Raw genomic sequence first — 25,004 nt, 5'->3', positions numbered from 1 at the left:
CTCAAGCAAGCCGTCAAAATGGTGAGACAGTCCGTGCACATCTACAATCACGAACGACCTCATGCGGCCCTGAAATACAAAACGCCCGATGCGGTGCATCGGGCGTTTTGAATGACTTTTTCTGTCAACCTATTTCAGGACTTGACACGACGATGCGACGAGGTCGACGATGGACGCGCGTGTGGGCATTCGATTCGCCTTCGCCGTGCGCGAATTGCAGCAGAAGCAACGCCGAAGTGACGAGCGCGGCTACCGGAACGCCCTGAGCTCAGCCGCCGAACCGTTCCCGCCACGCCTGTATCGCGGCTGCGTAGAAATCGTCGTGATGCGTGATGGCGTTCAGCGCCGCAGGCAAGCCGAGATGGGCGGCTGCCGCTTTCAACGCCGCGAGAATTGCCGCAGGCGTATCGAGCGTCAGCGGGGCAGCGCCGTTTTGCTTGCTCAGCTTCTCGCCGTCGTCGGCCATCACCAGCGGCACGTGCAGATAGCGTGGCGTGGGAGCGCCCAGGCAGGCTTGCAGATAGATCTGACGGGCCGTCGAGTCGAGCAGGTCGGCGCCGCGCACGATATCGGTGATGTCCTGCAACTGATCGTCGACGACGACGGCGAGTTGATAGGCCCACTGCCCATCGGCCCGTTTGAGGACGAAATCCCCGACTTCGGCGGCCAGGTCCTGCGTCTGCGGTCCCATCCAGCGATCGTTGAAGTGCATGCGTGCGGCGTCGGCATCGGGCACGCGCAGCCGCCACGCACGCGCCGTCTTGCCGTGCAGGCCGTCGCGGCAGGTGCCCGGATAGGCCAGTGTGCTGTGACGCGCATGCACGCGCGTGAGCGAGTCCGCAATTTCGCGACGGGTGCACCCGCACGGATAGACGAGTCCCCGCGCGGCCAAGTCGGCCAGCGCATGCTCATACAGCGCATGACGACGGCTTTGCCAGACGATGGGTTCGTCCGAATGCAGTCCGAGACGCGAGAGGGTATCGAGAATGTCGTCCGCCGCACCGGGCACGCATCGCGGCTCGTCGAGGTCTTCCATGCGCACGATCCAGATACCGTCGTGCGCGCGCGCATCGAGCCAACTGGCCAGTGCGGTGACGAGTGAGCCGCGATGCAGCGGCCCGGTAGGGGAAGGCGCGAAACGCCCGCGGTAGCGAGGGGCTACCGGAGGCGTGCTGTCGTGAGTCGTGAGGGGATGGGCGGCAGCACCTGCGGGCACAGTCGCACCCTGCACCGAGGCGAGCGCCACCCGCGTGCTCAGGCCGACGGTGCGGCGAGCGACGTGGCAGCGGCTGCCCCGGTCGCCGGTTCGCCGGCCGGCGTCGCGCATGCCGGGCACTGCTGGCCTTCGACGTAATCGGGGCTGCGCTGATCCTCGGCCGTCACGACGGCGCGGCAGGCAAAGCACTGTTTGGTCGTCGACGGCGCCAGCTCCGGCGTGAGCGCCGTGCGGTAATCGAACACGAAGCAGTCGCCCTGATAGTGCGCACCGCCGACGTCTTCGAAATACTTGAGAATGCCGCCGTCGAGCTGATACGTATGTTCGAGGCCGATGTCGCGCATGTAGATCGCGGCCTTCTCGCAACGGATACCGCCCGTGCAGAACGATACGATGGTCTTGCCCTCGAAGTCTGCGCGATGTGCGGCGATGACGTCAGGGAATTCCGAGAATTTGGTGAGACGGTAATCGACCGCGTTATCGAACGTGCCCACGTCGACTTCGAAGTCGTTACGCGTGTCGAGCATCACGACCGGACGGCCCTCGTCGTCCTGACCCGCATCGAGCCAGCGCTTGAGCGTGGCGGGATCGACCCCCGGTGCCCGTCCGTCTGCCGGCTTGATGACCGGCATCTTCATGGTGATGATTTCTTTCTTCTGGCGCACGAGCATCCGGCGGAACGGCTGGTCGTCCGAGAGGCTTTCCTTGACTTCGAGGTCGGTGAAGCGGGCGTCGGCGCGCAGTCCCGTGAGGAAGGCGCCGATCGACTCACTCGCGCCCGCCAGGAACAGGTTGATGCCCTCCGGCGCGAGCAGGATGGTGCCTTTCAGGTCGAGCGCCTGGCAGCGTTCGAGCAGGGCCGGGCGCAGGGTCGCGATGTCGTCGAGCGTGACGAACTTGTACGCAGCGATGTTGACGATAGACATGGCAACGAAATTCCGCAAAAGCGTGAAGCAATAAACCGCCATTATCGCCGATTCGATGCCGGTTCGTGCTTGATTCAGGACAAAGCGCCCCGATGACGCGGGGCGGACGCTGCGCACGGCAGATAGCCCGAGGCGCCAGTGTCCCCCCGCGATCAGGCGTTGACAGCCAGACGTGGGCTCAGTTTCGCGGCATATCCGAGCGTTTGCAGCCGGTCTATCACGCCGTTCAGATCGTCCAGGGTCGAGGCCGTCATGGGATGGGGCGTGTCGGGCACGAAGAACAGCGGGGCGTCATCGCTTGCGAAACCGGGCGAGAACGGATTCCCGTTCTCGGCGTTGTGCCAGAAAAGCTTGCCGCCCCGGTAACCGTCGTCGGTCACGGCGACGTTCAGGGCGTCGACGATGGTGCGGTGAAAGAACGGAATATTGCCCATGTTCGGGTCTTCCGGCCGGGTTTGTCCTGTGGCGACGGCGTCCAGATATTGCGAGGCGCGATTGCGGGACCGATCCCGGGGACCGGCCACGACATGCGGCTGCACCGGCATGGGAAAGCGATCGACGTCGCGTTCCCGGCGCGAGAACAGACAGAACAGGTCGTAATCGGCCGTCATCGGCAGCGGGCTGGCCGTCAGCGCCTTGTCTTTGGCGAAACCGCCGGGCAATTCAGGTGGATTGGTCAGAACGGTGACGGGACGGCCGGCGGTATCGAACACCGCGAGGGTGTCGGGGCTGTCGGGGCTGGTGGGGCGCAGTGAGAAAGTCATGGCCCCGCCGGGGTAGGTGGCCCGATAGGTTGCGCCGCCAGCGTGCGTCATCGCGCCCAGCGTCACCAACTCCTTCACGCGAGCCGGGCTCAGCCGCAGATTCACGGCTTTTGCGCCGGATTTCAAGGCGCTGGCAATGGCGTTTGCCTGCTTAGCCCATTGCTCGACGCCGATCTTGGCGTACTTCGGCTCGATGGGCACGAAACCGGCGGTCGGCCCTGCCGCGCTCGACTTCGCCTTTACGTGAAAATTCTTCGTGGGGAAGCCTTCGCGCAGCAGCGATTGCCCCATCGCGTTCGGACGTCGCAGACCGATAACGACGCGATATTGATTCGAGACACGCTGAATCGATTCGGCGAACGCCGGCATCGACGATTCGCGCCGCTTGCGTGCCAGCGCCTCGGTGGCCTGCGTCGTGGCGATCTTGTCGGTGTCCGCGCTGGGAGGGGCGTCGATGGCCATGTTGCGATGGGCGTTGCGCGCACCGATCAGCGAGCGTCGCAGTTGATCGAGCGCGGGGCTGCCGATGCGCCAGGTATCGCTTGGGATGTCGCTATCCGGGGCGTCATGGTCGTCGTCTGAAAGGCCTTCGTTGCCCCCATCGTCATGCTTGCGCTTCGTCGGTGCGGTGCGTGTACGTAAGCGGGCATGTGCCGCATCGGTAGACGACAGGACGTCGCCGGCGTCGCAAGCGTCGTGCGGCGTGCTTGCCATACCGGTGTCGTCTGGCAGATCGGCGGTCTCGGCCGGTGAGCGATCGTCACGGTTTGGCCGGGCAGAGGGCGTGGGTGTCGCGGTTTGCGACATCGGGGGCACGTGTGGCCCGTAACGCAGGATTTGCATGGACGGTCGGTGTTTTGAGTGGGGGAGGCGCGGCGAAGACGTGGTTCGCCGGATTTTTGTGACCGCGTAGTCCGGATAGTCTGGGCATCGGCGTGCTGTGGCGGATATTCGAATTCGCTCATGAATGACGCCGGATCCCGGGCGCGGTCAGCGCGATGCCCGCCGCCGCGCTTTCCTTGCGCTTTCATCCGGATGCTTTCATCCGGATTCGAAGCCGGTCAATCCGGGGAGGCCGCGTTACAATACGGCCCATGTCAGAACCTCGTTTCGTCCACCTCCGTCTCCACTCCGAATATTCGATCGCCGATGGCATCGTGCGGCTCGACGACGTCGTCAAGGCCGCCGCCAAGGATGGTCAGGGCGCGCTCGCGCTCACCGACCTCGCGAACATGTTCGGGGCCATCCGTTTCTACAAGGAAGCCCGTGGCAAGGGCGTCAAGCCGATCGTCGGCTGCGACGCCTGGATCACGAATCCGGCCGATCGCGACAAGCCCTCACGCCTGCTGCTCCTCGCTCGTGACCGGGAAGGCTATCTGAACCTGTGCCAGTTGCTGTCGAAGGCATGGCTCGGCAATCAGTACCGTGGACGCGCAGAAATCGAGTCGTCGTGGCTTCAGCCCGATGGCCTTGCACGCGGCCTGCTCGCGCTGTCGGGCGCGCAGATGGGCGACGTCGGCGCGGCGCTGGCCGCCGGCAATCCCGATCTGGCGTTGCAGTGTGCGAAGCACTGGGCGAGCGTGTTCCCCGGGGCGTTCTACATCGAACTGCAACGCACCGGTCAGCAGGGCATGGAGACGTACGTGCAACACGCGGTGCAACTGGCGGCGAAGGCCGGGCTGCCGGTCGTCGCCACGCACCCGATCCAGTTCATGACGGGCGACGATTTCACCGCGCACGAAGCGCGCGTGTGTATCTCGGAAGGTGAAATGCTCGGCAATGCGCGCCGGGTGCGGCGTTTCACGCAGGACCAGAGCTTCCGCACGCAGGACGACATGATCGCCGCGTTCGAAGACGTGCCGTCCGCGATTGCCAACACCGTCGAGATCGCCAAGCGCTGCAACCTCACGCTCGAACTCGGCAAGCCGAAGCTGCCGCTCTTCCCGACGCCGGACGGCATGTCGCTCGACGACTATCTCGTCCAGCTCTCCAAGGAAGGCCTCGAGACGCGTCTCGCGCTGCTCTTCCCGGAAGAGGCGGAGCGCGACAGGCAGCGCCCCGAGTATTACAAGCGTCTCGACTTCGAGACCGGCACGATCATCAAGATGGGCTTCCCCGGCTACTTCCTGATCGTGGCGGACTTCATCCAGTGGGCGAAGAACAACGGCGTGCCGGTCGGCCCGGGCCGGGGTTCCGGCGCCGGTTCGCTCGTCGCCTACGCGCTGGGCATTACCGACCTCGACCCGCTCAAGTACAACCTGCTGTTCGAGCGCTTCCTGAATCCGGAACGCGTCTCGATGCCCGACTTCGACATCGACTTCTGTCAGGACGGCCGCGATCGCGTCATTCAGTACGTGAAGGAAAAGTACGGCGCGGACGCCGTCTCGCAGATCGCCACCTTCGGCTCGATGGCCGCCAAGGCCGCGGTGCGTGACGTGGGCCGCGTGCTCGATCTCGGATACAACTTCGTCGACGGCATTTCCAAGCTGATCCCGTTCAAGCCGGGCAAGCACGTCACCATCGACGACGCCCTCAAGGAAGAGCCGCAACTGGCCGAGCGCTTCCAGACGGAAGACGAAGTCAAGCAGTTGATCGAGCTGGCGCAGCGTGTGGAAGGGCTCACGCGTAACGTCGGCATGCACGCGGGCGGGGTGCTGATCGCACCGGGCAAGCTGACCGACTTCTGCCCGCTCTACACGCAGGGCAGCGGCGAAGACGCCAGCGGCGTGGTGAGTCAGTACGACAAGGACGACGTGGAAGCCGTCGGTCTGGTGAAGTTCGACTTTCTGGGCCTGACCACGCTCACGATCCTGAACTGGGCCGAGCGCTATATCAAGCGTCTGCATCCGGAGATGGCGGACTGGTCGCTCGATCAGGTCTCGCTCACCGATCCGGCGGCGTTCAGCATCCTCAAGAAGGCCAACACGGTCGCGGTGTTCCAGCTGGAAAGCCGGGGCATGCAGGGCATGTTGAAGGATGCCCAGCCTGACCGCTTCGAGGACATCATCGCGCTGGTGGCGTTGTATCGTCCGGGCCCGATGGACCTGATTCCAAGCTTCTGCGCGCGTAAGCACGGCCGCGAGAAGACGGAATATCCGGATCCGCGCGTCGAGCCGGTGCTCCAGGAGACCTACGGCATCATGGTCTACCAGGAGCAGGTGATGCAGATGGCGCAGATCATCGGCGGTTACTCGCTCGGTGGCGCCGACCTGTTGCGTCGCGCGATGGGTAAGAAGAAGGCCGAGGAAATGGCCGAGCACCGCGAGATTTTCGCCAAGGGTGCCGCCGAGAACGGTCTGACGCGCGAGAAGTCGGACGAAATCTTCGACTTGATGGAAAAGTTCGCAGGCTACGGCTTCAACAAGTCGCACGCCGCCGCGTACGCGCTGCTCGCCTACTACACCGCCTGGCTCAAAGCCCACCATCCCGCCGAATTCATGGCCGCCAACATGAGCTTGGCCATGGACGACACCGACAAGGTCAAGATTCTCTACGAAGACTGCCTTGCCCCGGCGAACGGATTGGGCGTGCTGCCCCCGGACGTCAACGTCTCGGCCTATCGCTTCGAGCCGGCCGATTCGAAGACCGTGCGTTACGGTCTCGGCGCCATCAAGGGGAGCGGTCAGTCGGCCATCGAAGAAATTCTGCGTGCCCGCGAAGAGCGTCCGTTCACCGATCTGTTCGACTTCTGCGCGCGCATCGACCGCCGCGTGGTGAACCGTCGCACGATCGAAGCGCTGATTCGCGCCGGTGCGTTCGATTCGATTCACGACAACCGGGCGCAGTTGATGGCGTCCGTGCCGATGGCGATGGAAGCCGCCGAGCAGGCCAGTGCCGCCGCCAATCAGGTCAGCCTGTTCGATCTGGGCGACGAAAGCCTGCAAGCGCCGCTGGAACTGGCGGACGAGCCGGCATGGACCGACAAGCGCAAGTTGCAGGAAGAGAAGCAGGCGCTCGGCTTCTACCTGTCGGGGCACATGTTCGATTCGTACGCGGACGAAGTGCGTCGCTTTGTGCGTACCCGCATCAAGGATCTGTCGGAAGGGCGCGACCGGCTTGTTGCCGGGGTGATCTCCGCCATGCGCACCATGATGACGCAGCGCGGCAAGATGCTGATCGTGCAACTGGACGACGGCACCGCCACCCTCGAAGTCACGATCTTCAACGAGCAGTTCGAGGCGAACAAGCATCTCTTCAAGGAAGACGAGCTGCTGATCGTGCACGGCAACGCGCGTCCCGACAGCTTCACCGGCGGCCTGCGCTTTACCGTCGAAAGCCTGATGGACCTCGGCCGGGCGCGCGCACGCTTTGCGCGGGCGCTGAAGCTGTCATTCAACGGTAATGCCGACTGGACGCGTCTGCGCGCCACGCTGCAACCGCATTGCACGATGTACCGTGTGGCCGCAACGGCCGGTGCGGGCGGCGGCGGTGGGTTCAACGGCGGGCACGGGGGGGGGGGCGGTAACGGCGGTGGTGGTGGCGGCTTCGGCCGTCGCAACGGCAACGGCGATGGCGACAAGCAAAACGGCCTGCCGGTGCACATCGTCTATCGTCGTCCCGATGCCGAGTGCGAGTCCCGTCTCGGCGACGACTGGAAGGTGCAGCCGGGTGACGAACTGCTCGGTGAGCTTCGTCAGTGGCTGACGACCGACTCGGTACAAGTGATCTATTGATGTACGGCAGCGGATTGCGTCGCAAAACCGACGTCATCCGCCAGCCCGGCGGTCGATAAAACAAGGAAATCCGGATGTTCTCCATCATCGTTCCGACCTGGAACAACCTCGCCTTGCTGCAACTCTGTGTGCGCAGCATTCGCCAGAATTCGCGCTATCCGCATCAGATCATCGTGCACGTCAATGATGGCTCGGACGGATCGCTCGACTGGGTCAGGGCTGAGGGCATCGAGCACACGGCGTCTGCCGAGAATGTCGGTATTTGCTACGCCGTGAATCAGGCGGCGGCACTCGCGCGCGAGAAGTACATCGTTTTCCTCAACGATGACATGTACTGTTGCCCCGGCTGGGACAGTGCGCTGATCGAGCGTGCCGAAGCCATGCCCGACAAGGCGTTCATGCTCTCGGGCACGATGATCGAGCCGGTCGACACCGGCAATCCGTGCGTGCTGGTGCAGGACTTCGGCCGTGACGTCGACCAATTCGACGAAGCGGGGCTGCTGGCTGCCGTGCCGACGTACCGCAAGCCTGACTGGTTCGGTGCGACGTGGCCGCCGACGCTCGTGCACCGCGACTGGTGGTTCCTCGTGGGCGGCTACAGCACGGAGTTGAGCCCGGGCATGAGCAGCGACAACGATTTTTCGATGAAGATGTGGGGAGCGGGCGCACGCCGTTTCGTTGGTGTGGGCGCGAGTCTCGTGTATCACTTCCAGTGCAAGAGCACGGGCAAGGTCGTGAAGAACGACGGCCGCACCCAGTTCCTGCGCAAGTGGGGCATGACGCAGTCGATTTTCGATCGGTACTATCTGCGTCGCGGCACGCCGGTGCCGGCCGGTAGCGACGGCCGTCTGGCCGAGCCGGTCGACGACAGCAAGCTGCGCTGGCAGTTGTTCCGCTCACGCATCAAACGCGCGCTGGCGAAATAACGACGTCAGCATGTCATGTGAAAACGGACGCCTCGGGCGTCCGTTCTTGTTTCTGCGTGATTTCTCGGTATCAAGGCCGAACGTACACGAGGCCTCGGCATACCTTTCTCAAACCTCGCCGCTTCTGAGCAAGGCGTACTTGAGAAAGGCGCTGCGAGCGTTCATGCGCGCAATGGCTGCGCCGGTCGCGCCATCGAGAAAGCCGCGACGCAACACGTAGGTGCGCACGAAAGCCCATCCGCCATTGATCCACGGCTTGAGGGGCGAGACACGCTTGCCGCGCATTGCCATCTCCTTCGCTCCCGCCCGTGCATAGCGCTGTACCTTGTCATCGACCTGACGGACTTCGGTGTAGCTGTAATGCAGAAGGTGGTGGGCGAGCGTGCCGATCTCGCCGTCGACGATCACACGCTCATGCACGAGATTGTCGGAGAAGCGTCCGGCGTCGCGACGGAACAGCCGCAGTACGTAATCCGGATACCAGCCGCAGTGCTTCACCCAGTGACCGAGAAATTGCGACAGGCGAGGCATGCGGTAACCCGCATGGGTGCCCTGTGCGATGGCGGCGGCGATATCGGCAGCCAACTCGGGCGTGACACGCTCGTCGGCATCCAGCGACAGCACCCACGGCTGTGTGGCATACGACAGCGCGCGATTCTTCTGCGGGCCGAAGCCGGGCCAGTCGGGCGTGACATGGACCTCCGCGCCCGCGTCGCGCGCAATCTCTGCCGTGCCGTCCGTGCTGGCGTTGTCGACCACGACGATCTGCGTGGCGAACGACGCCACCGACGCAATGCAGTCGGCAATGTTGTGACGCTCGTTACGCGTGAGAATCGTCACCGAGATCGGCAGGCGTTGCATGTCAGACATGGTCGGGGCGGGCCGTTGGGTGAGCTAAACAGTGGGTCATCAAAGGGGTGGCGGGTATTCGCGGTGCGTAGTGAGCCGTGAGCAACGCAGCGGTATCGATGCGCCGCGCCGCTCAAGCATTCAGCAGCTCGACCAGCGCTTCACCGTAGCGCTCGATCTTCGCCTCGCCCAGACCGGTGATATCCACCAGTCCGTCGCGATGACGGGGGCGGCGCTGGGCTAGTTCCCGCAACGTGCGGTCATGCAGGATAACGTACGCGGGCACCGCCTGCGTCTTCGCCATGTCCTGCCGCCAGGCACGAAGTTTCTCGAACACCTGTTGGTCCGCCACATCCAGTTCGATGGCCTGCGACGACGCATAGCCGGCAAAGCGGCTTTTCTTGCCGGCGGTCGGCCGCTGCTGGCGTCGCAGCGACACGGTCGTTTCGCCCTTGAGCACCGGACGCGCTGCCGCGTTGAGCGTGAGTGCGCCGTACTGGCTGCTGTCCGGTTCGATGATGCCGTGGGCGATCAACTGACGAAACACTGCGCGCCAGCCCTGATCGTCCATTTCGCCGCCCACGCCGAAGGTCGGCAGGCTTTCGTGCCCGAACTGACGGATCTTGTCGGTGCTGCGCCCGCGCAGCAGATCGACGAGATGGCCTGCGCCGAAGCGCTGGCCGGTGCGCAGAATGGCGGAGAGCGCCTTCTGGGCCGCGACGGTGCCGTCGAAAACCTCGGGCGGGTTGAGGCAGACGTCGCAATTGCCGCACGGCTCGCTCTGTTCGCCGAAATACGACAGCAGCACGGTGCGACGGCAGCGGGGCGCCTCGCAATAACCGAGCAGGGCGTCGAGCTTTTGACGCTCGATGCGCTTTTGCAGCTCGGAGGCGTTCGATTCGTCGATCCGGCTACGGTGCACGACGACGTCGTTCAGGCCATAAGTCATCCAGGCTTCGGCGGGCTCCCCGTCACGGCCGGCGCGGCCCGTCTCCTGGTAATAGGCTTCGAGGCTCTTGGGCAAGTCCAGATGCGCGACGAAGCGGACGTCCGGCTTGTCGATGCCCATGCCGAAGGCGACAGTCGCCGCCATGACCAGCCCTTCTTCGCGCAGGAACCGTTGCTGATGGGTGCGTCGCACCTCGGCATCGAGCCCGGCGTGATAGGGCAGCGCCGCGATACCCTGCGTCTCCAGCCAGGCTGCCGTTTCTTCCACTTTCTTGCGTGACAGGCAATACACGATGCCTGCCTCGCCGCGATGCCGGCTCAGGAATGCCAGCAATTGCTTGCGTGGATTGTCGCGGTCGACGATCTCGTAGCGAATGTTCGGCCGGTCGAAGCTGGAGACGAACAGACGCGCGTCGGTCAGCCCGAGCCGGGTCTGAATTTCTTCGCGCGTCGCGGCGTCTGCGGTCGCCGTCAGCGCAATGCGCGGCACACGCGGGTAGCGTTCGTGCAGCGCCGAGAGCTGAATATATTCGGGACGGAAGTCATGGCCCCATTGCGAGACGCAGTGGGCTTCGTCGATGGCGAAGAGCGCCAGTTGGCCGCGCTCGTCGAGCCGGTCGAGCAGATTGAGAAACCGATCGGTCAGCAACCGTTCCGGCGCGACGTAAAGCAGGTCGAGTTCGCCGCGCGCGGCGCGCCGTTCGATATCGACCGCTTCGTCGAAGGCGAGGCTGGAATTCAGATAGGCGGCGCGCACCCCCGCTTGCAGCAGGGCGTCGACCTGATCCTGCATGAGGGCGATGAGCGGGGAGACGACGATCCCGATGCCCGGGCGCAGCAGCGCGGGGATCTGGTAGCAGAGTGACTTGCCGCCGCCCGTGGGCATGAGCACGAGTGCATCGCCCCCGTCGGCCACATGGTCGACGATGGCGGCCTGATCGCCACGGAATGCGTTATAGCCGAATACGGTACGGAGGACTTCGAGTGCGCTTGCCATGCGCCGGAGTATACCGGTTCCACCCGGGGTTCGGCGCGCCGAAGGCCACGGATATCGGGCATTGTGGAGATTTTTACGGCGGCGTCCTAGTCCGGTTCGGACACGTCCCGGCGGGACCGGCCGGTACGTTAGAATAGCGGTTTTCCTGCCGTCCCCGACTTACATGAGCGCACCGCACAAGCCCACCGGACCGATCTTGCGACGTCTGCTGGGCTATCTCCAGCCTTATTGGCACATGGGCCTGTTGGCCGTTCTCGCCATGGCGCTGGTCGCAGCGACCGAAGCGGCGATTCCGGCAGTGCTCAAACCGGTGCTCGACAAGGGCTTTTCAGGCGGCGATCCGTGGAAGCTCTGGTATGTCCCGGCCGCCGTGATCGGTCTGGCGGTCATTCGCGGGCTGGCGCAGTATTCGGCCAACTACATGCTGTCGTGGGTCTCCAACCGTGTGCTGCTCGATCTGCGCGTGCGCATGTTCGAGCGTTTGCTGCATGCGCCGGCGTCCTACTACCAGCGCGAGACGACCAGCACGCTGATCAACGCCATCGTCTATGAAGTCAATCAGGTGCTTGGCGTGCTCACCACGGTGCTGATCACGCTCGTGCGCGATTCGCTCACCGTTGTTGGCCTGCTGGGTTACCTGTTCTACCTGAACTGGCGCCTGACGTTGGTGGTGGCCGTCATTCTGCCGCTGATCGGCTGGCTGGTCGGTAAGATCAACCGTCGCCTGCGCCGCCTGAACCGCGAGCAGCAAACGCTGACCAACGCGCTGTCGTACGTGGTCGAGGAGGCGGTCGGCGGCTACAAGGTCGTGAAGATCCACAACGGCGAAGAGTACGAAAAGGGCCGTTTCGACAAGATGACCAGCACGCTGCGCGGCTATGCCATGCGCGTGACGGTCTCGGGCGGTCTGGCACAGCCGGTGACGCAGGCGCTCGCCTCGCTGGCGCTGGCGATCGTGATCACCGTGGCGATGATCGAATCGTCCTCCGGCGAGATGACGGTGGGCGGCTTCACCGCGTTCGTCACGGCGCTGTTGCTCGTCGTCTCCCCGCTCAAGCATCTGATGGACGTGAACCAGCCGTTGCAACGTGGCGTGACGGCCGCGGAACTGATCTTCGAGGTCATGGACGTCGAAGTCGAACCCGTAGGCGGCGAGCGTACGCTCGAGCGCGCGAAGGGCCGTGTGACGTTCGATGACGTGAGTTTCAACTACGGCGCGAGCGAGCGTCCGACGCTCGACCGCATTTCACTGGATGTCGCGCCAGGGGAAATGGTCGCGCTGGTCGGCCCGTCCGGCAGTGGCAAGACAACGATGGTCAATCTGGTGCCGCGCTTCTTCGATCCGACCGGCGGACGTATCCTGCTCGACGGCATTGCGCTCACCGATCTGCGTCTGGCCGACCTGCGTCGTCAGATCGCGTTCGTGAGTCAGGACGTCGTGCTGTTCAACGACACCATCGCCGCCAACGTGGCCTACGGTCAGGAGGTCGATGCCGAGCGCGTGCAGGCCGCCCTGCGTGCGGCCAATCTGGCCGATGCGGTGGCGGCGATGCCCGACGGCGTCGCCACGCTCGTGGGCGACAATGGCATGCGCCTGTCGGGTGGTCAGCGTCAGCGTCTGGCGATTGCCCGTGCGATTTACAAGGACGCGCCGATCCTGATTCTCGATGAAGCCACTTCTGCACTGGATTCCGAATCCGAGCGCCACGTGCAGGCGGCGCTGGAAGTGCTGATGGAAGGCCGTACGACGCTCGTGATCGCGCACCGTCTGTCGACCATCGAACGTGCGGACCGGATCGTCGTACTGGAACATGGCCGGATTGCGGAGCAAGGCTCTCACCAGGCACTGGTGGCGCATAATGGCCTCTACGCGCACTTGCACCGCATTCAGTACGCGCAGCAGCAAGAGGCGTAATTTCAAGCGCCGTTTCAGCAGGAGGTAGGCAAGCGTTTGCGAGGTGTCGTAATACGACCTGTCGCGACGCAGGCCACCGTCCGACAACACTGCCCGCCTTTGAGGAGACCATGATGAGCCCGCCGCCGATCAGTCGTTTTCCCGTGCCGGATCTCGCCGCATTGCCGGACGATATCCGTGCGCGCATCGACGAGGTGCAGGAGAAGGCTGGCTTCATCCCGAACGTTTTCCTGACGCTGGCGCATCGTCCTGACGAATTCCGCGCTTTTTTCGCGTATCACGATGCGCTCATGCTCAAAGACGGCAATCTGAGCCAGGGCGAGCGCGAAATGATCGTGGTGGCAACCAGCGCCGTGAATCAGTGTCTGTACTGTGTGGTCGCGCATGGCGCGCTCGTGCGCATCTATGAAAAGCAGCCGTTGCTGGCCGACCAGATCGCCGTCAATTATCTGAAGGCGGACCTGACTGAGCGTCAGAAGGCGATTCTGGCCTATGCGCTGAAGGTTTGCGAACGCTCGCAGGACGTGGGCGATGACGATTATGCGAACCTGCGCCGACACGGCCTGCACGACGAAGATATCTGGGACATCGCCGCGATCACGGCATTCTTCGGCATGTCGAACCGCATCGCCAATGCGATTTCGATGCGTCCCAACGACGAATTTTTCCTGATGGGGCGCGTGCCTCGCACCCGTTAAACCGACTTCTCACAAAACTTCGATACCTATGATCTTCGTGACTGGCGGCGCCGGATTCATCGGCGCAAACTTCGTTCTCGACTGGCTTGCGCAACACGACGAACCGGTCGTGACCATCGACAAGCTCACTTACGCCGGTAACCTGGCGAATCTGGCGAGTCTCGAACGCGACCCCCGTCACCATTTCGCGCAAGTCGATATTTGTGACCGTGCCGCGCTGGACAAGCTCTATGCGGCGCATCGTCCGCGTGCGGTGCTGCATTTCGCAGCAGAGAGCCACGTCGATCGTTCGATTCACGGCCCGGGCGAGTTCGTGCAGACGAACATTGTGGGCACCTTCACGATGCTCGAAGCGGCACGTGCCTATTGGGGCGCGCTCGAAGGCGACGCCCGCGACAACTTCCGTTTCCTGCACGTGTCGACCGACGAGGTCTATGGTTCGCTGAGCCCGACGGACCCGGCCTTCACTGAAACGACGCCGTACGCGCCGAACAGCCCGTATTCGGCGTCGAAAGCGGGCTCCGACCATCTCGTGCGTGCCTATCATCACACCTACGGCATGCCGGTGCTCACGACCAACTGCTCGAACAACTACGGTCCGTACCAGTTCCCGGAGAAGCTGATTCCGCTGGTCATCGCCAACGCGCTGGCCGGCAAGCCGTTGCCGATCTACGGCGATGGCAGCAACGTGCGCGACTGGTTGTACGTCGGCGATCACTGCTCGGCGATTCGCGAAGTGCTGGCGAAGGGCGTGACGGGCGAGGTTTACAATGTCGGCGGCTGGAACGAGCAGAACAACCTGTCGGTCGTGAAGCATCTTTGCACGCTGCTCGACGAACTTTCGCCACGCGCCGACGGTAAGTCGTATGTCGATCAGATCACGTTTGTGACCGACCGTCCTGGACATGATCGACGTTACGCCATCGATGCGCGCAAGCTCGAACGCGAGTTGGGCTGGCGCCCGGCGGAAACCTTCGAGACAGGCATGCGCAAGACCGTTCAGTGGTATCTCGCGAATGGCGAGTGGGTACGTCAGGTCCAGTCGGGCGAGTACAAGCGCTGGATCGAAACGCATTATCAGAAGAACGATTGAGGCACCTATGAGTATCAAACGCAAAGGCATCATTCTGGCCGGTGGTTCCGGCACGCGCCTGTATCCGGCAACGCTGGCCGTTTCCAAGCAACTGCTGCCGGTCTACGACAAGCCGATGATCTACTACCCGCTGACCACGCTCATGCTGGCGGGGATTCGCGACGTGCTGATCATCTCTACGCCGCAGGACACGCCGCGCTTCGAGCAACTGCTCGGCGACGGCAGCCAGTGGGGCCTTAACCTGCAGTATGCCGTGCAGCCGTCCCCGGACGGTCTCGCACAGGCTTTCCTGATCGGCGCCGACTTCATCGGCAACGATCCGTGTGCGCTTGTGCTCGGCGATAACCTGTTCTACGGCAACGATTTCGCCGGCCTCCTGGCCAAGGCGAATGCCCAGACGGAAGGCGCCTCGGTCTTTGCCTACCCTGTGCACGATCCGGAGCGTTACGGGGTGGTGACGTTCGATGAGCACGGCAAGGCCGTCGAACTCGTTGAAAAGCCCAAAGATCCCAAGTCGCGCTATGCAGTCACGGGACTGTATTTCTGTGACAACGACGTGATCGAAATTGCCCGCTCGATTAAACCTTCCGCACGCGGCGAGTTGGAAATTACCGACGTCAACAACGAGTATCTGAAGCGCGGCAAGCTCAATGTGCAGATGATGGGACGCGGATATGCGTGGCTCGATACCGGCACGCACGAGTCGATGCTCGAAGCCAGTACGTTCATCCAGACCATCGAGAGTCGTCAGGGATTGAAGGTGGCTTGCCCGGAAGAGATCGCCTACCGCCGCGGCTGGATCGACGCCGCAGCCATCGAGAAGCTGGCGCAACCGCTCGCCAAGACCGGGTACGGTCAATATCTTCTGACGATGCTGCGCGAACGTCTTTTTTGATGGATAACGAGTCATGCAACTGATCGCCACTGCTCTGCCTGACGTCAAGCTTGTCGAGCCCAAGGTGTTTGGTGACTCCCGAGGCTATTTCTTCGAGAGTTTTAACCAGCGTAATTTCAACGAGGCGCTCGGCCAGACGCATAAATTCGTTCAGGACAATCAGTCCAGCTCGGTACGGGGGGTGCTGCGAGGCCTGCACTATCAGGTCAGGCAACCGCAGGGCAAGCTGGTGCGAGTGTTGAGCGGTGAGATTTATGACGTCGCGGTGGATCTTCGTCAGGGCTCGCCGACGTTCGGCAAATGGGGCGGAGAAGTGCTGAGCGCCGAGAACAAGAAGCAACTGTGGATTCCCGCAGGCTTCGCGCACGGTTTCGTGGTGACGTCGGAGACGGCCGAAGTGCTGTACAAGACCACGGACTACTGGGCGCCGCAGTTCGAGCGCTGCATTCGCTGGGACGATCCGACGCTGGCGATTCCCTGGCCGCTCGACGGCATCACGCCGATCGTCTCGGACAAGGACAGGCAGGGCATGCTGTTCACGGATTATCGGCACGAGGACTGACGGCAGTGGACGTCGTCGCCATCGTCTCCCCCATCACGCGAAGCACGCGCACATAGCGCAAGCCCAGCGGGGCGAAACGCGCGGCGAGGGCGTCTGCTACGGTTTGCGACGCGGCGTCGATGCCGCCATCCACGAAACCCGCACGGCTGACTCCTTCGGCACGCGCGGGTTCGCTCAATCCCTCGACGATCACGTCGGCTTCCAGTCCGTTGTTGAGGTAATGCAGCTTGACGTCATGCAGCGCGAGCGCGTTCGCCCGGCACAGCAGCTCGGCCGCGCCGACGACGACCGCGCGGGCGGGCCATTGTTGCAGGGCGGTGCCCTTGGTATCGCTCTCCGGATCGACGTGCACCAGCACGTCCAGAATCTGCGATTCACTCATGACGGCGGCACGCGCCTGTTCGGCGATGTAATGCCCTTCGGAGACGGACAGACGGGCGTCGACAAGGATATGGACGTCGACCACGATCTCGTCGCCCATGCGTCGCGTGCGCAGCATGTCGATGGCGCGCACGCCGGGCGTGTCGAGCAGCCGCTGGCGGATCGCTACGGTGGTGGCGTCGTCCACACCGCGATCGATGAGGTCCTGCAAGGCGTTCCAGCCGAACTTCCAGCCGGTGCGCCCGATCATCAGGCCCACGAGTGCGGCGGCGAGCGGGTCGAGAATGCGATACCCCGCCAGGTTGCCCAGAATGCCGCATGCCACCACGAGCGACGACAGGGCGTCTGAGCGCGCGTGCCACGCGTTTGCGACGAGCATGGCCGAACGTACGCGCTGTGCGGCGCGCAGCATGTAGCGAAACAGTCCCTCCTTGCTCACCAGCACCACGACGGCGACGACGAGGGCGATCGTGTGGACTTCCGGAATGTCCTCCGGGTGCAGCAAACGCTCGATACCGCGCCACAACATGCCGGCGCCGACGACCAGCAGAATCACGCCGAGAAACAGCGACGCCGCGTTTTCGTAACGGCTATGGCCGTAAGGATGATCGGCGTCGGGCGCGCGGGCGCTGCCACGGGCCGCGGCGAGCACCACGAAATCGGAGACGATGTCCGAGAGCGAGTGGATACCGTCGGCAATCAGTGCCTGTGACCGTGCGAAGACACCGATGACGATCTGTGCCGTCGTGAGCACGACGTTGACCCAGATACTGACCCAGGTCGAATGGCGCGCGACGGCGTGTTTATCGAGCGCCTCGCTCGATGCCGCCAGGTTGTCGTAGTTCGAGTAGGGCATGAAGTCGGGGCGCGCGTGGCAGGCGCCGCTGCGTCGGAATGATCTCGCATTCTAATTTAGCGGATCACCGGTTGTCTCGGGGCGAACGCCGGGATTCGCCGCCGCAGACGTCTACGGCCCCCTGATGCGGCTCTCCGAGTCCCCGTCCCGGGCTTGCTGTGACGAGACGGGGATACCTCAGCCGCTCAGAACGCTACGCGACGCAACGTTTGAGGCATCGGCACGGCCTCTGGGGTCTTCCCCGGTCCCTTTGCCGACTTTGCCGCGTCATCGGCCACCGCACGCTGACACACGACGCCATACCAGCCGAGTCCCTTGTAGGTCTCGTAGCCGGGCGTCGCGGCGAACGAGACGGTCGTCTGGCTGGCGTCGGTATAGAACCCCGTGGACGCACCGTCAGTGCGCAGCGCGAAGGTTTCGCCAAGTACGCCCTGACCATCGGAGCTGGCAATCACGCGAAACGACGAGTCGACGATCATGCAGCGCGTGCGCGACCATTCGTCCTCGCTCAGACGTACGCCCTTGACGACGGCTTCGGCCTGCGGCGCCCAGTCGAAGAAGATCACCAGCGCGCCGAGCACGCGGCCGTTGGGCGCACCGTCTTCGCGAATGGCTGTCGAGTACGTCGCGACTTGTGCGTGTTTGAGGTGCGCGAGCGTTTGCACGTCGCTCGCGACATAATCCGCGCCGCTGCGTGTCTTGAGTGCGGCCTTGAACCAATGGGCGTCGCCGACCTGGCTGCCGATCACGGGGTAGGTCGAGCGGCGGCCGTTCGCCACGACCACGCCCTGTGCGTCCACGACCCAGAGGTCCTTGTAGACCGTGTAGCTGTCGAGAATGACGCCGAGCCGGTCCGACGCATGGGACGCCGTTTGCGGATGCGGGTTCGTCAGGCAGTCGACGACGGCGGAGTCGGTCGCCCACCAGCGCACGTCGCACGAGCGCTCATAGAGGTTGCGGTCGATGACGTCGATCATGTTGAGCGCCAGATCGGCGCAGCGCTGACCGTCGAGCCCGCGCATTCTTTCGATCATCAGATCGCCAAGTTCCGTGAGTTCCTTGAGTGAGCCGGTGAGTTCCTTGTTGAGGGTGTCGGTGACTTCGCCGATGCGCTTGGAGACGTGTTTGACCTGATTGGCGACGACAGCGAAACCCTTTCCCGCATTCCCCGCTCGCGCGGCTTCGATCAGTGCGTTCAATGCGAGGAAGGTCGTCTCCCGATTGATCTCGTTGATGTCGCCGATCTTGCTGACGGCGAGCTTGCGCACGGAATGTGTGAGTTCGACGATTGCTTTTGGATTCGCCATGCTTTTGCCCCTTTTGATTTTATTTAAGTGTTTAAGCATCAGGAGCAAGAATCAGGCCTGTCGTCTCGCACGCTGTGATTCGCCGGAAAAACCGATCAAAGGCATGAAGGGGGACGATTCGTAAGGAGTGCTGCCCAATAAAGGTGCGGTCGTGCACCGCAAAAGGGATGGGCGGTCGGGGCGTCGGGGATCGCCGGTGCCCTTGGACCCTTACGCCGACGTGACCTTGGCGCGGACTTCCTGATCGGCGTCGAACGAGGCTCGCAACCAGTCCGAAAAGGCGAGGATGTTGTCATCGTCGCGTCGCTCTTCCGGATAGACGAGCCAGTACGACTTTTCCAGCGGCGCGCCTGCCGGGAACGGTGCACTCAGCAGGCCCCGATCCAGGGCCAGCGCGACAAGGGACCAGCGCGCGAGTGCCATGCCCTGTCCGGCGACGGCGGCGTCGATGGCGGCGCTTTCGTGGTTGAAGACGATCCCCGGCGCATCGCGCCATTCGGGCGGCGTGAGACCTCGCGCGGCGAACCACTGCGCCCAGGCATTGCGATCGTGAACGTGCAGCAGCGGCATGCCGTCGAGCGTTGGCTCGCTACCGTCACCCGCCAGAGCCGGCGCACACACGGGCAACAGGAATTCGTCGGTCAGATGCATGCAGGTCAGTCCCGGCCACGGACCGGCACCGTAGCGGATGGCCGCGTCGATGTTGTCGCCGACGAAATTGACGTGCCGCTCGCTCTGCTCCAGTTGCAGTTCGAGTTGTGGGTGACGCAGCGTGAAGTCGCCGAGTCGCGGCACCAGCCATTTGGCCGAGAAGTTAGGGGAGCAGGAAATCGCGAGACGTTGTCGGGTGGCATGCGTATCGAAGGCGGCCGTCGCGCGCTCGATACGGTCGAAGGCTTCGCCTATCGCTTCGAGATACGTCTGCCCCTGTCGCGTCAGTCTGAGCTGGTTGGCGAGGCGGTCGAACAGCGGGCGGCCGAGCGCTTCTTCCAACGCCTTGATCTGATGGCTGACTGCGCCCTGCGTGACATGCAGTTCCTGCGCTGCCAACGTAAAGCTGCAATGCCGCGCGGCGGCCTCGAAGGCACGCAGGGCATTGAGAGAGGGGAGCTTACGGGCAACCATGATGAGATGAGCTGAATTGGGGCTAGCCTGAGAAAAGATGCTTTGCCGGGGGCCGCAGGCGAAAAATATTATAGGGCAACGTTTCCCCGATCTTCTTCAATCATGACAAGGAATCATCATGGATCTTGAACAGCGTCTGCAAGCCCTGTCCATCACGTTGCCTGCATCGTCCGCCCCCGGCGCCAGGTACGCAACAGGTACCGTGCACCAAGGCGTGGCATGGATTAGCGGACAGCTGCCGCGAGAGGGCGACCGGGTACTCGTCGCGGGTAAGCTGGGGCGCGATGTCTCGATCGAGGCAGGACAGGAAGGCGCGCGTGCCGCGATGATCCGCGCGCTGGCGGCCCTGCGCGACACCGTGGGCAGTCTGACGCACATCGACCGGATCCTGCGACTGAATGTCTACGTGAACAGCACCGACGAATTCAGTCAGCAAAGCGCCGTGGCCGATGGCGCGTCGTCGTTGATCTATGAGATTTTCGGCCCGGAGCACGGCGCCCATGCGCGTACCAGTGTCGGCGTGGCACAGTTGCCGCGTAATGCCTGTTGCGAACTCGATATCGTGGTGGCGCTCTCGGACTGAGCCGCTTATCAAGAGCGAGGACCGCGTGGGAGGAGAGTTACCGAGGAAAACTATCGAGGAAAACTAACGAGGAGAACTACTGAAGAAAACTGCCCGCCAGCGTCGTGCGGCGGGCAGCTTCGGTGGGGCAGATCACATCAGAATGATGTCGTACTGCTCCTGATGGAACGACGATTCGACCTGAAGCGAGATCGGCTTGCCGATGAAGTCGATCAGCATGGCGAGATGCTGCGATTCTTCTTCGAGGAACAGATCCACGACTTCCTGCGAGGCAATCAGACGGAACTCGCGCGGATTGAACTGACGCGATTCGCGCAGGATTTCCCGCAGAATGTCGTAGCAAAGCGTGCGCGGCGTCTTGACCTGTCCCTTGCCCTGACACACGGCGCACGGCTCGCACAGCACATGCGCCAGCGATTCGCGCGTACGCTTGCGGGTCATCTCCACGAGCCCAAGCTGCGAGAAGCCGTTCACGGTGATGCGGGTGCGATCGCGCGCGAGCGCTTTCTTCAACTCGGCCAGCACGGAATCGCGATGCTCCGCGCTTTCCATGTCGATGAAGTCGATGATGATGATCCCGCCCAGATTGCGCAGACGCAACTGACGCGCAATCATCAGCGCCGCTTCGAGATTCGTCTTGAAGATCGTGTCGTCGAAGTTACGTGCCCCGACGTAGCCGCCGGTGTTCACGTCGATGGTCGTCATCGCTTCGGTCTGGTCGATCATCAGGTAGCCGCCGGACTTCAGATCGACGCGACGCGACAGCGCCCGCTCGATTTCCGTCTCCACGTTGTACAGATCGAACAGCGGACGCTCGCCCGTGTAATGCGTGAGCTTGCCGAGTACGGCCGGCGTGTACGTGGACGCGAATTCGGCCAGCTTCTGGTATGTCTCGCGTGAATCGACGAGAATCTTGCCCGTCTCCTCGTGCACGAAGTCGCGCAGCACGCGCTGCGCGAGGTTCAGATCCTGATACAGCAGGGCGGGCGCCGGCACGCGCGTGCTTTGCTCGCCAATGGTCTGCCACGACTTGCGCAGATAGGCGATGTCGTTGGCCAATTCGGCGTCGGCAGCGTCTTCGGCAATCGTACGCACGATGAAGCCGCCCTTTTCGTCGGCAGGCACGAGCGCCTGAATCTTGCTGCGCAGCGCTTCGCGCTCGGCTTCGCTCTCGATGCGCTGCGAGATGCCGATATGCGGCTCCTGCGGCAGATAGACGAGCGTGCGTCCGGCAATGCTGACCTGCGTCGACAGGCGCGCACCCTTCGTGCCGATGGGGTCCTTGATGACTTGCACCATCAGCGTCTGCCCTTCGAATACCGTTTTCTCGATGGGCGGCTGCGGATGCGGCACGGACGTGTCGTTGCTGGTGCGCGGATGCCAGATATCGGCCACGTGCAGGAACGCAGCACGCTCAAGCCCGATATCGATGAAGGCCGACTGCATGCCCGGGAGCACGCGCACGACCTTGCCCAGATAGATGTTGCCGACCAGACCGCGCGACAGCGTGCGCTCGATGTGCAATTCCTGCACCGCACCGAGCTGCATGAGCGCCACACGGGTTTCCTGTGGCGTGATGTTGACCAGAATGTCTTCGTTCATAAAGTGTCGACCAGACTCGAATGCTTGGCAAATTCGGTAGGCGTCAGAAGTCGACGCCCGCCTGACGCAATAGCGCGGCGGTCTCGCACAGCGGCAGCCCCATGATGCCGGAATAACTGCCGTCGATGCGCATCACGAATTCGGCGGCCTTGCCCTGAATGCCATAGGCGCCGGCTTTCCCTTTGGGCTCGCCCGACGCGACGTAACGCTCGATCTCCTCGCGGCGCAGCGGCCGGAACCAGACGTGCGAGATGTTCACCGCCTGATGGATCTGCCCGTCTGCGCACACGGCCACGGCCGTGAGCACGCGATGACGGGTGCCCGACAGGCGCGCCAGCACGGCACGGGCGTCGGCGTCGTCGAACGGTTTGCCGAGGATGGTGCCGTCGAGACAAACGGTCGTATCGGCTGTGAGAATCGGTGCGGCGGGCAACCCGGCGCGCGCCAGGCGCGCCACGGCCGCCTCGGCCTTCGCGCGCGTGACGCGCTGCACGTAATCGTCGGGCGGCTCCCCCGGCAGCACGGCTTCGAGCGCTTCGGCGTCCTCGTCGGCATGAGGCAACAGCAGCTCGAAACGAACGCCGAGCTGCTGTAACAGTTCCTGACGGCGGGGGCTTTGCGAAGCGAGATAGATGTACGGCATGGCGGCTTGACTTGAATTCGTCCAGCCCGGCACACGGCTTTGCAGAAATCTGCGGCGCGCGCACCGGGCCGCTGGATGGGCTGGGCGAGGGGAACGCCCTATTATGCCGCCTTGCGCGCGCCCCCGCCAGCATGCGGCAAGGGCGCGGAGTGCCGTTTATTGCGACTCAGAGGTCCGCGAGGAAGTCTGCGCCGATCAGATCGATGCGGTCGGTGCAGATGGCGTCCACGCCCCACGCCGCCAGCTCACGTGCCCGCGCCGGTTCGTTGACCGTGTAGACGAGCATGTGCAGGCCCGCGGCCTTGATCTCGGCGACCTGCGGGCCGTCGAGATGCTTGTGGCTGGCATGCAGCGTGACCGTGCCGAGCTTGCGGGCGTCTTCCCGCCAGTGGGCGGGCACTGCCTCGTACAGCATGCCGCGCGGCAGTTCCGGCGCGGCAGCAGCGGCCGCTTCGAGCGCCTCGTAGGAGAACGACGAGAGCAGCGGGGGCTGCGCCTGACCGGCCCACAGCGTTCTGACCGCCTCGGCCACGCGCTTGCCCGTTTCGGCTTCGCGCCCCGGGCACGGCTTGATTTCGACGTTTGCCGCCAGCCCCAGCGCGAGGCAGCGTTCGGCCACCTGCGCCAGCGTCGGCATTACCTGGCCCGCAAAACGGCCGTCAGCGCCGAACCAGCTACCGGCATCGAGCGTCTCGATCTCGGCGTAGGTCATTTGCGCCGCGGCGCCATGACCATTGCTGGTGCGGTCGACGGTATCGTCATGCAACAGAAAGACGACGTTGTCTGCGGAGAGTTTGGCGTCGAATTCAACCATGCGCAGGCCGAGCGACGCGCCCATCTCGAACGCCGCCAGCGTGTTCTCCGGTGCGAGCTTGCCGCCGCCGCGATGCGAGACGATGCGCGGATATGGCCAGTCGCGCCACAAATGAGAGGGTACGGGGGCGTCGCTCATGCTTCGACTCGCTTGCCGGTCGACGGATCGAACAGGTGCAGCGCCTTGGCCGAGATGGCCAGCGGCACGACCGTGCCCGCTGCCGGTCGCATCTCATGCGGCAGACGCACCGTCACCTGCTGCTCGCCCCAGCGGCCATGCAGCAGGTTGTCGGCGCCGAGCAGTTCGAGTTGATCGACGTGGATGCTGGTCTGTGCCGCGAACGCCCCGAGGCCGTTCTGCTGCTCGGCCGGCACCAGATGTTCCGGACGCACGCCGAGCACGAGTTCGCGATTGGCGTGCGCCATGCTCGTGGGCGGCAGACGCAGTGCCGGGCCACCTTCGATCTCGAACGTACGGCCTTCCGAGTCGACACGGCCCTTGAGCAGGTTCATCGCGGGCGAGCCCATGAAGCTTGCCACGAACAGCGATGCCGGGCGCTCGTACACGTCCGTCGGCGTGCCGATCTGCTCGGCGTAGCCCTTGTTCATGACGATCACGCGATCGGCCAGCGTCATGGCTTCGACCTGATCGTGCGTGACGTACAGGCTGGTGGTCTTCAGGCGCTTGTGCAGACGCTGGATTTCCAGACGCATCTGCACGCGCAGCTTGGCGTCGAGGTTCGAGAGCGGTTCGTCGAACAGGAACACGGCCGGTTCGCGCACGATGGCGCGGCCCATCGCCACACGCTGACGCTGACCGCCCGAGAGTTCGCGCGGCTTGCGTGCGAGCAGGGGTTCGAGTTCCAGAATGCGCGCGGCGGCGAGCACGCGCTCGTCGATGAGCTTCTTGTCGATGCCGCGAATCTTCAGGCCGTACGACATGTTCTGACGCACGTCCATGTGCGGATACAGCGCGTAGTTCTGGAACACCATCGCAATGTTGCGATCCTTCGGCTCCAGCTGATTCACGACCTGCGAGCCGATGAGGATGCTGCCTTCGCTGACTGATTCGAGGCCGGCGACCATGCGCAGCAGCGTCGACTTGCCACAACCCGACGGACCGACGATGACCACGAACTCGCCGTCTTCGATGTCGATGTCGACACCGTGCAGCACGTAGTTGTTCTGGTCGTAGGTTTTCTTGACGCTATGGAGTTTGAGATTTGCCATGA

At 63.6% G+C, this 25,004-nt stretch carries 21 protein-coding genes; 9 read left to right on the top strand and 12 right to left on the bottom strand.

What is annotated here, in order from left to right; translation table 11 throughout:
- Positions 1-111, top strand: a 111-nt coding sequence (locus C5N93_RS10155) for an integrase core domain-containing protein (protein ID WP_242558265.1), incomplete at its 5' end; no start/stop codon positions are given.
- Between the two features lie 157 nt (positions 112-268).
- On the opposite strand, the gene gluQRS is transcribed toward C5N93_RS10155, so the two are convergent.
- From gluQRS to C5N93_RS10140, 3 genes are all read right to left on the bottom strand, one after another.
- The gene (gluQRS, locus tag C5N93_RS10150) at positions 269-1,327 is read right to left on the bottom strand and encodes a tRNA glutamyl-Q(34) synthetase GluQRS (RefSeq protein ID WP_242559161.1); all 1,059 of its coding nucleotides are present in this window, start codon (positions 1,325-1,327) and stop codon (positions 269-271) included.
- Positions 1,255-2,142, bottom strand: a complete 888-nt coding sequence (locus C5N93_RS10145; protein WP_242559160.1) for a sulfurtransferase — start codon at positions 2,140-2,142, stop codon at positions 1,255-1,257. Before C5N93_RS10145 ends, gluQRS begins: the two co-directional genes overlap by 73 nt.
- A 152-nt stretch (positions 2,143-2,294) precedes the next feature.
- Entirely contained in the window at positions 2,295-3,620 is a 1,326-nt protein-coding gene (locus C5N93_RS10140; RefSeq protein ID WP_242559159.1) for a CyaA/EF/ExoY family adenylyl cyclase toxin, read from the bottom strand.
- 371 nt (positions 3,621-3,991) lie between these two features.
- Between C5N93_RS10140 and dnaE the strand changes: the two genes are divergently transcribed.
- Both dnaE and C5N93_RS10130 read left to right on the top strand, forming a co-directional pair.
- Positions 3,992-7,579 carry a DNA polymerase III subunit alpha gene (dnaE, locus tag C5N93_RS10135; protein WP_242559173.1) on the top strand — a complete coding sequence of 1,196 codons (3,588 nt, stop codon included), beginning with the start codon at positions 3,992-3,994 and terminating at the stop codon, positions 7,577-7,579.
- A 74-nt stretch (positions 7,580-7,653) separates the two neighbouring features.
- Positions 7,654-8,505 (top strand): glycosyltransferase, encoded by an 852-nt coding sequence (locus C5N93_RS10130; protein ID WP_242559158.1) that lies wholly within the window; start codon positions 7,654-7,656, stop codon positions 8,503-8,505.
- 108 nt (positions 8,506-8,613) lie between these two features.
- Here C5N93_RS10130 and C5N93_RS10125 read toward each other — a convergent pair whose 3' ends face one another.
- Positions 8,614-9,375, bottom strand: a complete 762-nt coding sequence (locus C5N93_RS10125) for a glycosyltransferase family 2 protein (protein WP_242559157.1) — start codon at positions 9,373-9,375, stop codon at positions 8,614-8,616.
- 112 nt (positions 9,376-9,487) lie between these two features.
- Positions 9,488-11,299 carry a DNA helicase RecQ gene (gene recQ / locus C5N93_RS10120; RefSeq protein WP_242559156.1) on the bottom strand — a complete coding sequence of 604 codons (1,812 nt, stop codon included), beginning with the start codon at positions 11,297-11,299 and terminating at the stop codon, positions 9,488-9,490.
- Between the two features lie 163 nt (positions 11,300-11,462).
- Between recQ and msbA the strand changes: the two genes are divergently transcribed.
- The 5 genes from msbA to rfbC all read left to right on the top strand — a co-directional run bounded on the left by msbA (position 11,463) and on the right by rfbC (position 16,462).
- On the top strand, positions 11,463-13,214 hold the full coding sequence (msbA, locus tag C5N93_RS10115) for a lipid A export permease/ATP-binding protein MsbA (protein WP_242559155.1): 1,752 nt from the start codon (positions 11,463-11,465) through the stop codon (positions 13,212-13,214).
- A gap of 113 nt (positions 13,215-13,327) precedes the next feature.
- The gene (locus tag C5N93_RS10110; protein ID WP_242559154.1) at positions 13,328-13,912 is read left to right on the top strand and encodes a peroxidase-related enzyme; all 585 of its coding nucleotides are present in this window, start codon (positions 13,328-13,330) and stop codon (positions 13,910-13,912) included.
- Positions 13,913-13,940: 28 nt separating this feature from the next.
- Positions 13,941-15,005, top strand: coding sequence for a dTDP-glucose 4,6-dehydratase (gene rfbB / locus C5N93_RS10105; RefSeq protein ID WP_242559153.1), 1,065 nt, complete (start codon positions 13,941-13,943; stop codon positions 15,003-15,005).
- 7 nt (positions 15,006-15,012) lie between these two features.
- Positions 15,013-15,900, top strand: coding sequence for a glucose-1-phosphate thymidylyltransferase RfbA (gene rfbA, locus C5N93_RS10100; protein WP_150719539.1), 888 nt, complete (start codon positions 15,013-15,015; stop codon positions 15,898-15,900).
- 13 nt (positions 15,901-15,913) lie between these two features.
- Complete coding sequence (rfbC, locus tag C5N93_RS10095; RefSeq protein WP_242559152.1) at positions 15,914-16,462, top strand: dTDP-4-dehydrorhamnose 3,5-epimerase; 549 nt, start codon at positions 15,914-15,916, stop codon at positions 16,460-16,462.
- On the opposite strand, the gene C5N93_RS10090 is transcribed toward rfbC, so the two are convergent.
- From C5N93_RS10090 to gcvA, 3 genes are all read right to left on the bottom strand, one after another.
- On the bottom strand, positions 16,437-17,699 hold the full coding sequence (locus C5N93_RS10090) for a cation diffusion facilitator family transporter (RefSeq protein ID WP_242559151.1): 1,263 nt from the start codon (positions 17,697-17,699) through the stop codon (positions 16,437-16,439). The two genes, rfbC and C5N93_RS10090, sit on opposite strands and share 26 nt — an antisense overlap.
- Positions 17,700-17,884: 185 nt before the next feature.
- Positions 17,885-19,006 carry a methyl-accepting chemotaxis protein gene (locus C5N93_RS10085; RefSeq protein ID WP_242559150.1) on the bottom strand — a complete coding sequence of 374 codons (1,122 nt, stop codon included), beginning with the start codon at positions 19,004-19,006 and terminating at the stop codon, positions 17,885-17,887.
- A 210-nt stretch (positions 19,007-19,216) separates the two neighbouring features.
- Complete coding sequence (gene gcvA / locus C5N93_RS10080) at positions 19,217-20,131, bottom strand: transcriptional regulator GcvA (protein WP_242559149.1); 915 nt, start codon at positions 20,129-20,131, stop codon at positions 19,217-19,219.
- A gap of 118 nt (positions 20,132-20,249) precedes the next feature.
- Here gcvA and C5N93_RS10075 point away from each other — a divergent pair, with 118 nt between their 5' ends.
- Positions 20,250-20,714: a RidA family protein gene (locus C5N93_RS10075; RefSeq protein ID WP_242559148.1), complete on the top strand. Its 465-nt coding sequence runs from the start codon at positions 20,250-20,252 to the stop codon at positions 20,712-20,714.
- Positions 20,715-20,846: 132 nt separating this feature from the next.
- Here C5N93_RS10075 and rng read toward each other — a convergent pair whose 3' ends face one another.
- The 4 genes from rng to C5N93_RS10055 form a co-directional block, all read right to left on the bottom strand.
- Entirely contained in the window at positions 20,847-22,316 is a 1,470-nt protein-coding gene (rng, locus tag C5N93_RS10070) for a ribonuclease G (protein WP_069341619.1), read from the bottom strand.
- 43 nt (positions 22,317-22,359) lie between these two features.
- Positions 22,360-22,959 carry a Maf family protein gene (locus C5N93_RS10065; protein ID WP_150719533.1) on the bottom strand — a complete coding sequence of 200 codons (600 nt, stop codon included), beginning with the start codon at positions 22,957-22,959 and terminating at the stop codon, positions 22,360-22,362.
- 166 nt (positions 22,960-23,125) lie between these two features.
- The gene (gene ugpQ, locus C5N93_RS10060; RefSeq protein WP_242559147.1) at positions 23,126-23,911 is read right to left on the bottom strand and encodes a glycerophosphodiester phosphodiesterase; all 786 of its coding nucleotides are present in this window, start codon (positions 23,909-23,911) and stop codon (positions 23,126-23,128) included.
- Positions 23,908-25,002, bottom strand: a complete 1,095-nt coding sequence (locus C5N93_RS10055; RefSeq protein ID WP_242559146.1) for a sn-glycerol-3-phosphate import ATP-binding protein UgpC — start codon at positions 25,000-25,002, stop codon at positions 23,908-23,910. Before C5N93_RS10055 ends, ugpQ begins: the two co-directional genes overlap by 4 nt.
- Positions 25,003-25,004 lie beyond the last annotated feature (2 nt).

This window comes from Pandoraea sp. LA3, assembly GCF_022696215.1.
In the GTDB taxonomy this organism is placed as follows: Bacteria; Pseudomonadota; Gammaproteobacteria; order Burkholderiales; family Burkholderiaceae; genus Pandoraea; species Pandoraea capi.
Note: the sequence above shows the minus strand (reverse complement) of the source record. Positions and strands in the feature narration are given on the sequence as shown.

Excerpts from the sequence above, each read along its gene's own strand:
- ugpQ (WP_242559147.1), bottom strand. The coding sequence starts at position 23,911 with ATGAGCGACGCCCCCGTACCCTCTCATTTGTGGCGCGACTGGCCATAT.
- C5N93_RS10065 (WP_150719533.1), bottom strand. The coding sequence starts at position 22,959 with ATGCCGTACATCTATCTCGCTTCGCAAAGCCCCCGCCGTCAGGAACTG.
- gluQRS (WP_242559161.1), bottom strand. The coding sequence starts at position 1,327 with ATGCGCGACGCCGGCCGGCGAACCGGCGACCGGGGCAGCCGCTGCCAC.
- C5N93_RS10055 (WP_242559146.1), bottom strand. The coding sequence starts at position 25,002 with ATGGCAAATCTCAAACTCCATAGCGTCAAGAAAACCTACGACCAGAAC.
- msbA (WP_242559155.1), top strand. The coding sequence starts at position 11,463 with ATGAGCGCACCGCACAAGCCCACCGGACCGATCTTGCGACGTCTGCTG.
- C5N93_RS10145 (WP_242559160.1), bottom strand. The coding sequence starts at position 2,142 with ATGTCTATCGTCAACATCGCTGCGTACAAGTTCGTCACGCTCGACGAC.
- gcvA (WP_242559149.1), bottom strand. The coding sequence starts at position 20,131 with ATGGTTGCCCGTAAGCTCCCCTCTCTCAATGCCCTGCGTGCCTTCGAG.
- rfbA (WP_150719539.1), top strand. The coding sequence starts at position 15,013 with ATGAGTATCAAACGCAAAGGCATCATTCTGGCCGGTGGTTCCGGCACG.
- C5N93_RS10130 (WP_242559158.1), top strand. The coding sequence starts at position 7,654 with ATGTTCTCCATCATCGTTCCGACCTGGAACAACCTCGCCTTGCTGCAA.
- C5N93_RS10075 (WP_242559148.1), top strand. The coding sequence starts at position 20,250 with ATGGATCTTGAACAGCGTCTGCAAGCCCTGTCCATCACGTTGCCTGCA.
- C5N93_RS10090 (WP_242559151.1), bottom strand. The coding sequence starts at position 17,699 with ATGCCCTACTCGAACTACGACAACCTGGCGGCATCGAGCGAGGCGCTC.
- rng (WP_069341619.1), bottom strand. The coding sequence starts at position 22,316 with ATGAACGAAGACATTCTGGTCAACATCACGCCACAGGAAACCCGTGTG.
- rfbB (WP_242559153.1), top strand. The coding sequence starts at position 13,941 with ATGATCTTCGTGACTGGCGGCGCCGGATTCATCGGCGCAAACTTCGTT.
- C5N93_RS10110 (WP_242559154.1), top strand. The coding sequence starts at position 13,328 with ATGAGCCCGCCGCCGATCAGTCGTTTTCCCGTGCCGGATCTCGCCGCA.
- C5N93_RS10125 (WP_242559157.1), bottom strand. The coding sequence starts at position 9,375 with ATGTCTGACATGCAACGCCTGCCGATCTCGGTGACGATTCTCACGCGT.
- rfbC (WP_242559152.1), top strand. The coding sequence starts at position 15,914 with ATGCAACTGATCGCCACTGCTCTGCCTGACGTCAAGCTTGTCGAGCCC.
- C5N93_RS10085 (WP_242559150.1), bottom strand. The coding sequence starts at position 19,006 with ATGGCGAATCCAAAAGCAATCGTCGAACTCACACATTCCGTGCGCAAG.
- recQ (WP_242559156.1), bottom strand. The coding sequence starts at position 11,299 with ATGGCAAGCGCACTCGAAGTCCTCCGTACCGTATTCGGCTATAACGCA.
- C5N93_RS10140 (WP_242559159.1), bottom strand. The coding sequence starts at position 3,620 with ATGGCAAGCACGCCGCACGACGCTTGCGACGCCGGCGACGTCCTGTCG.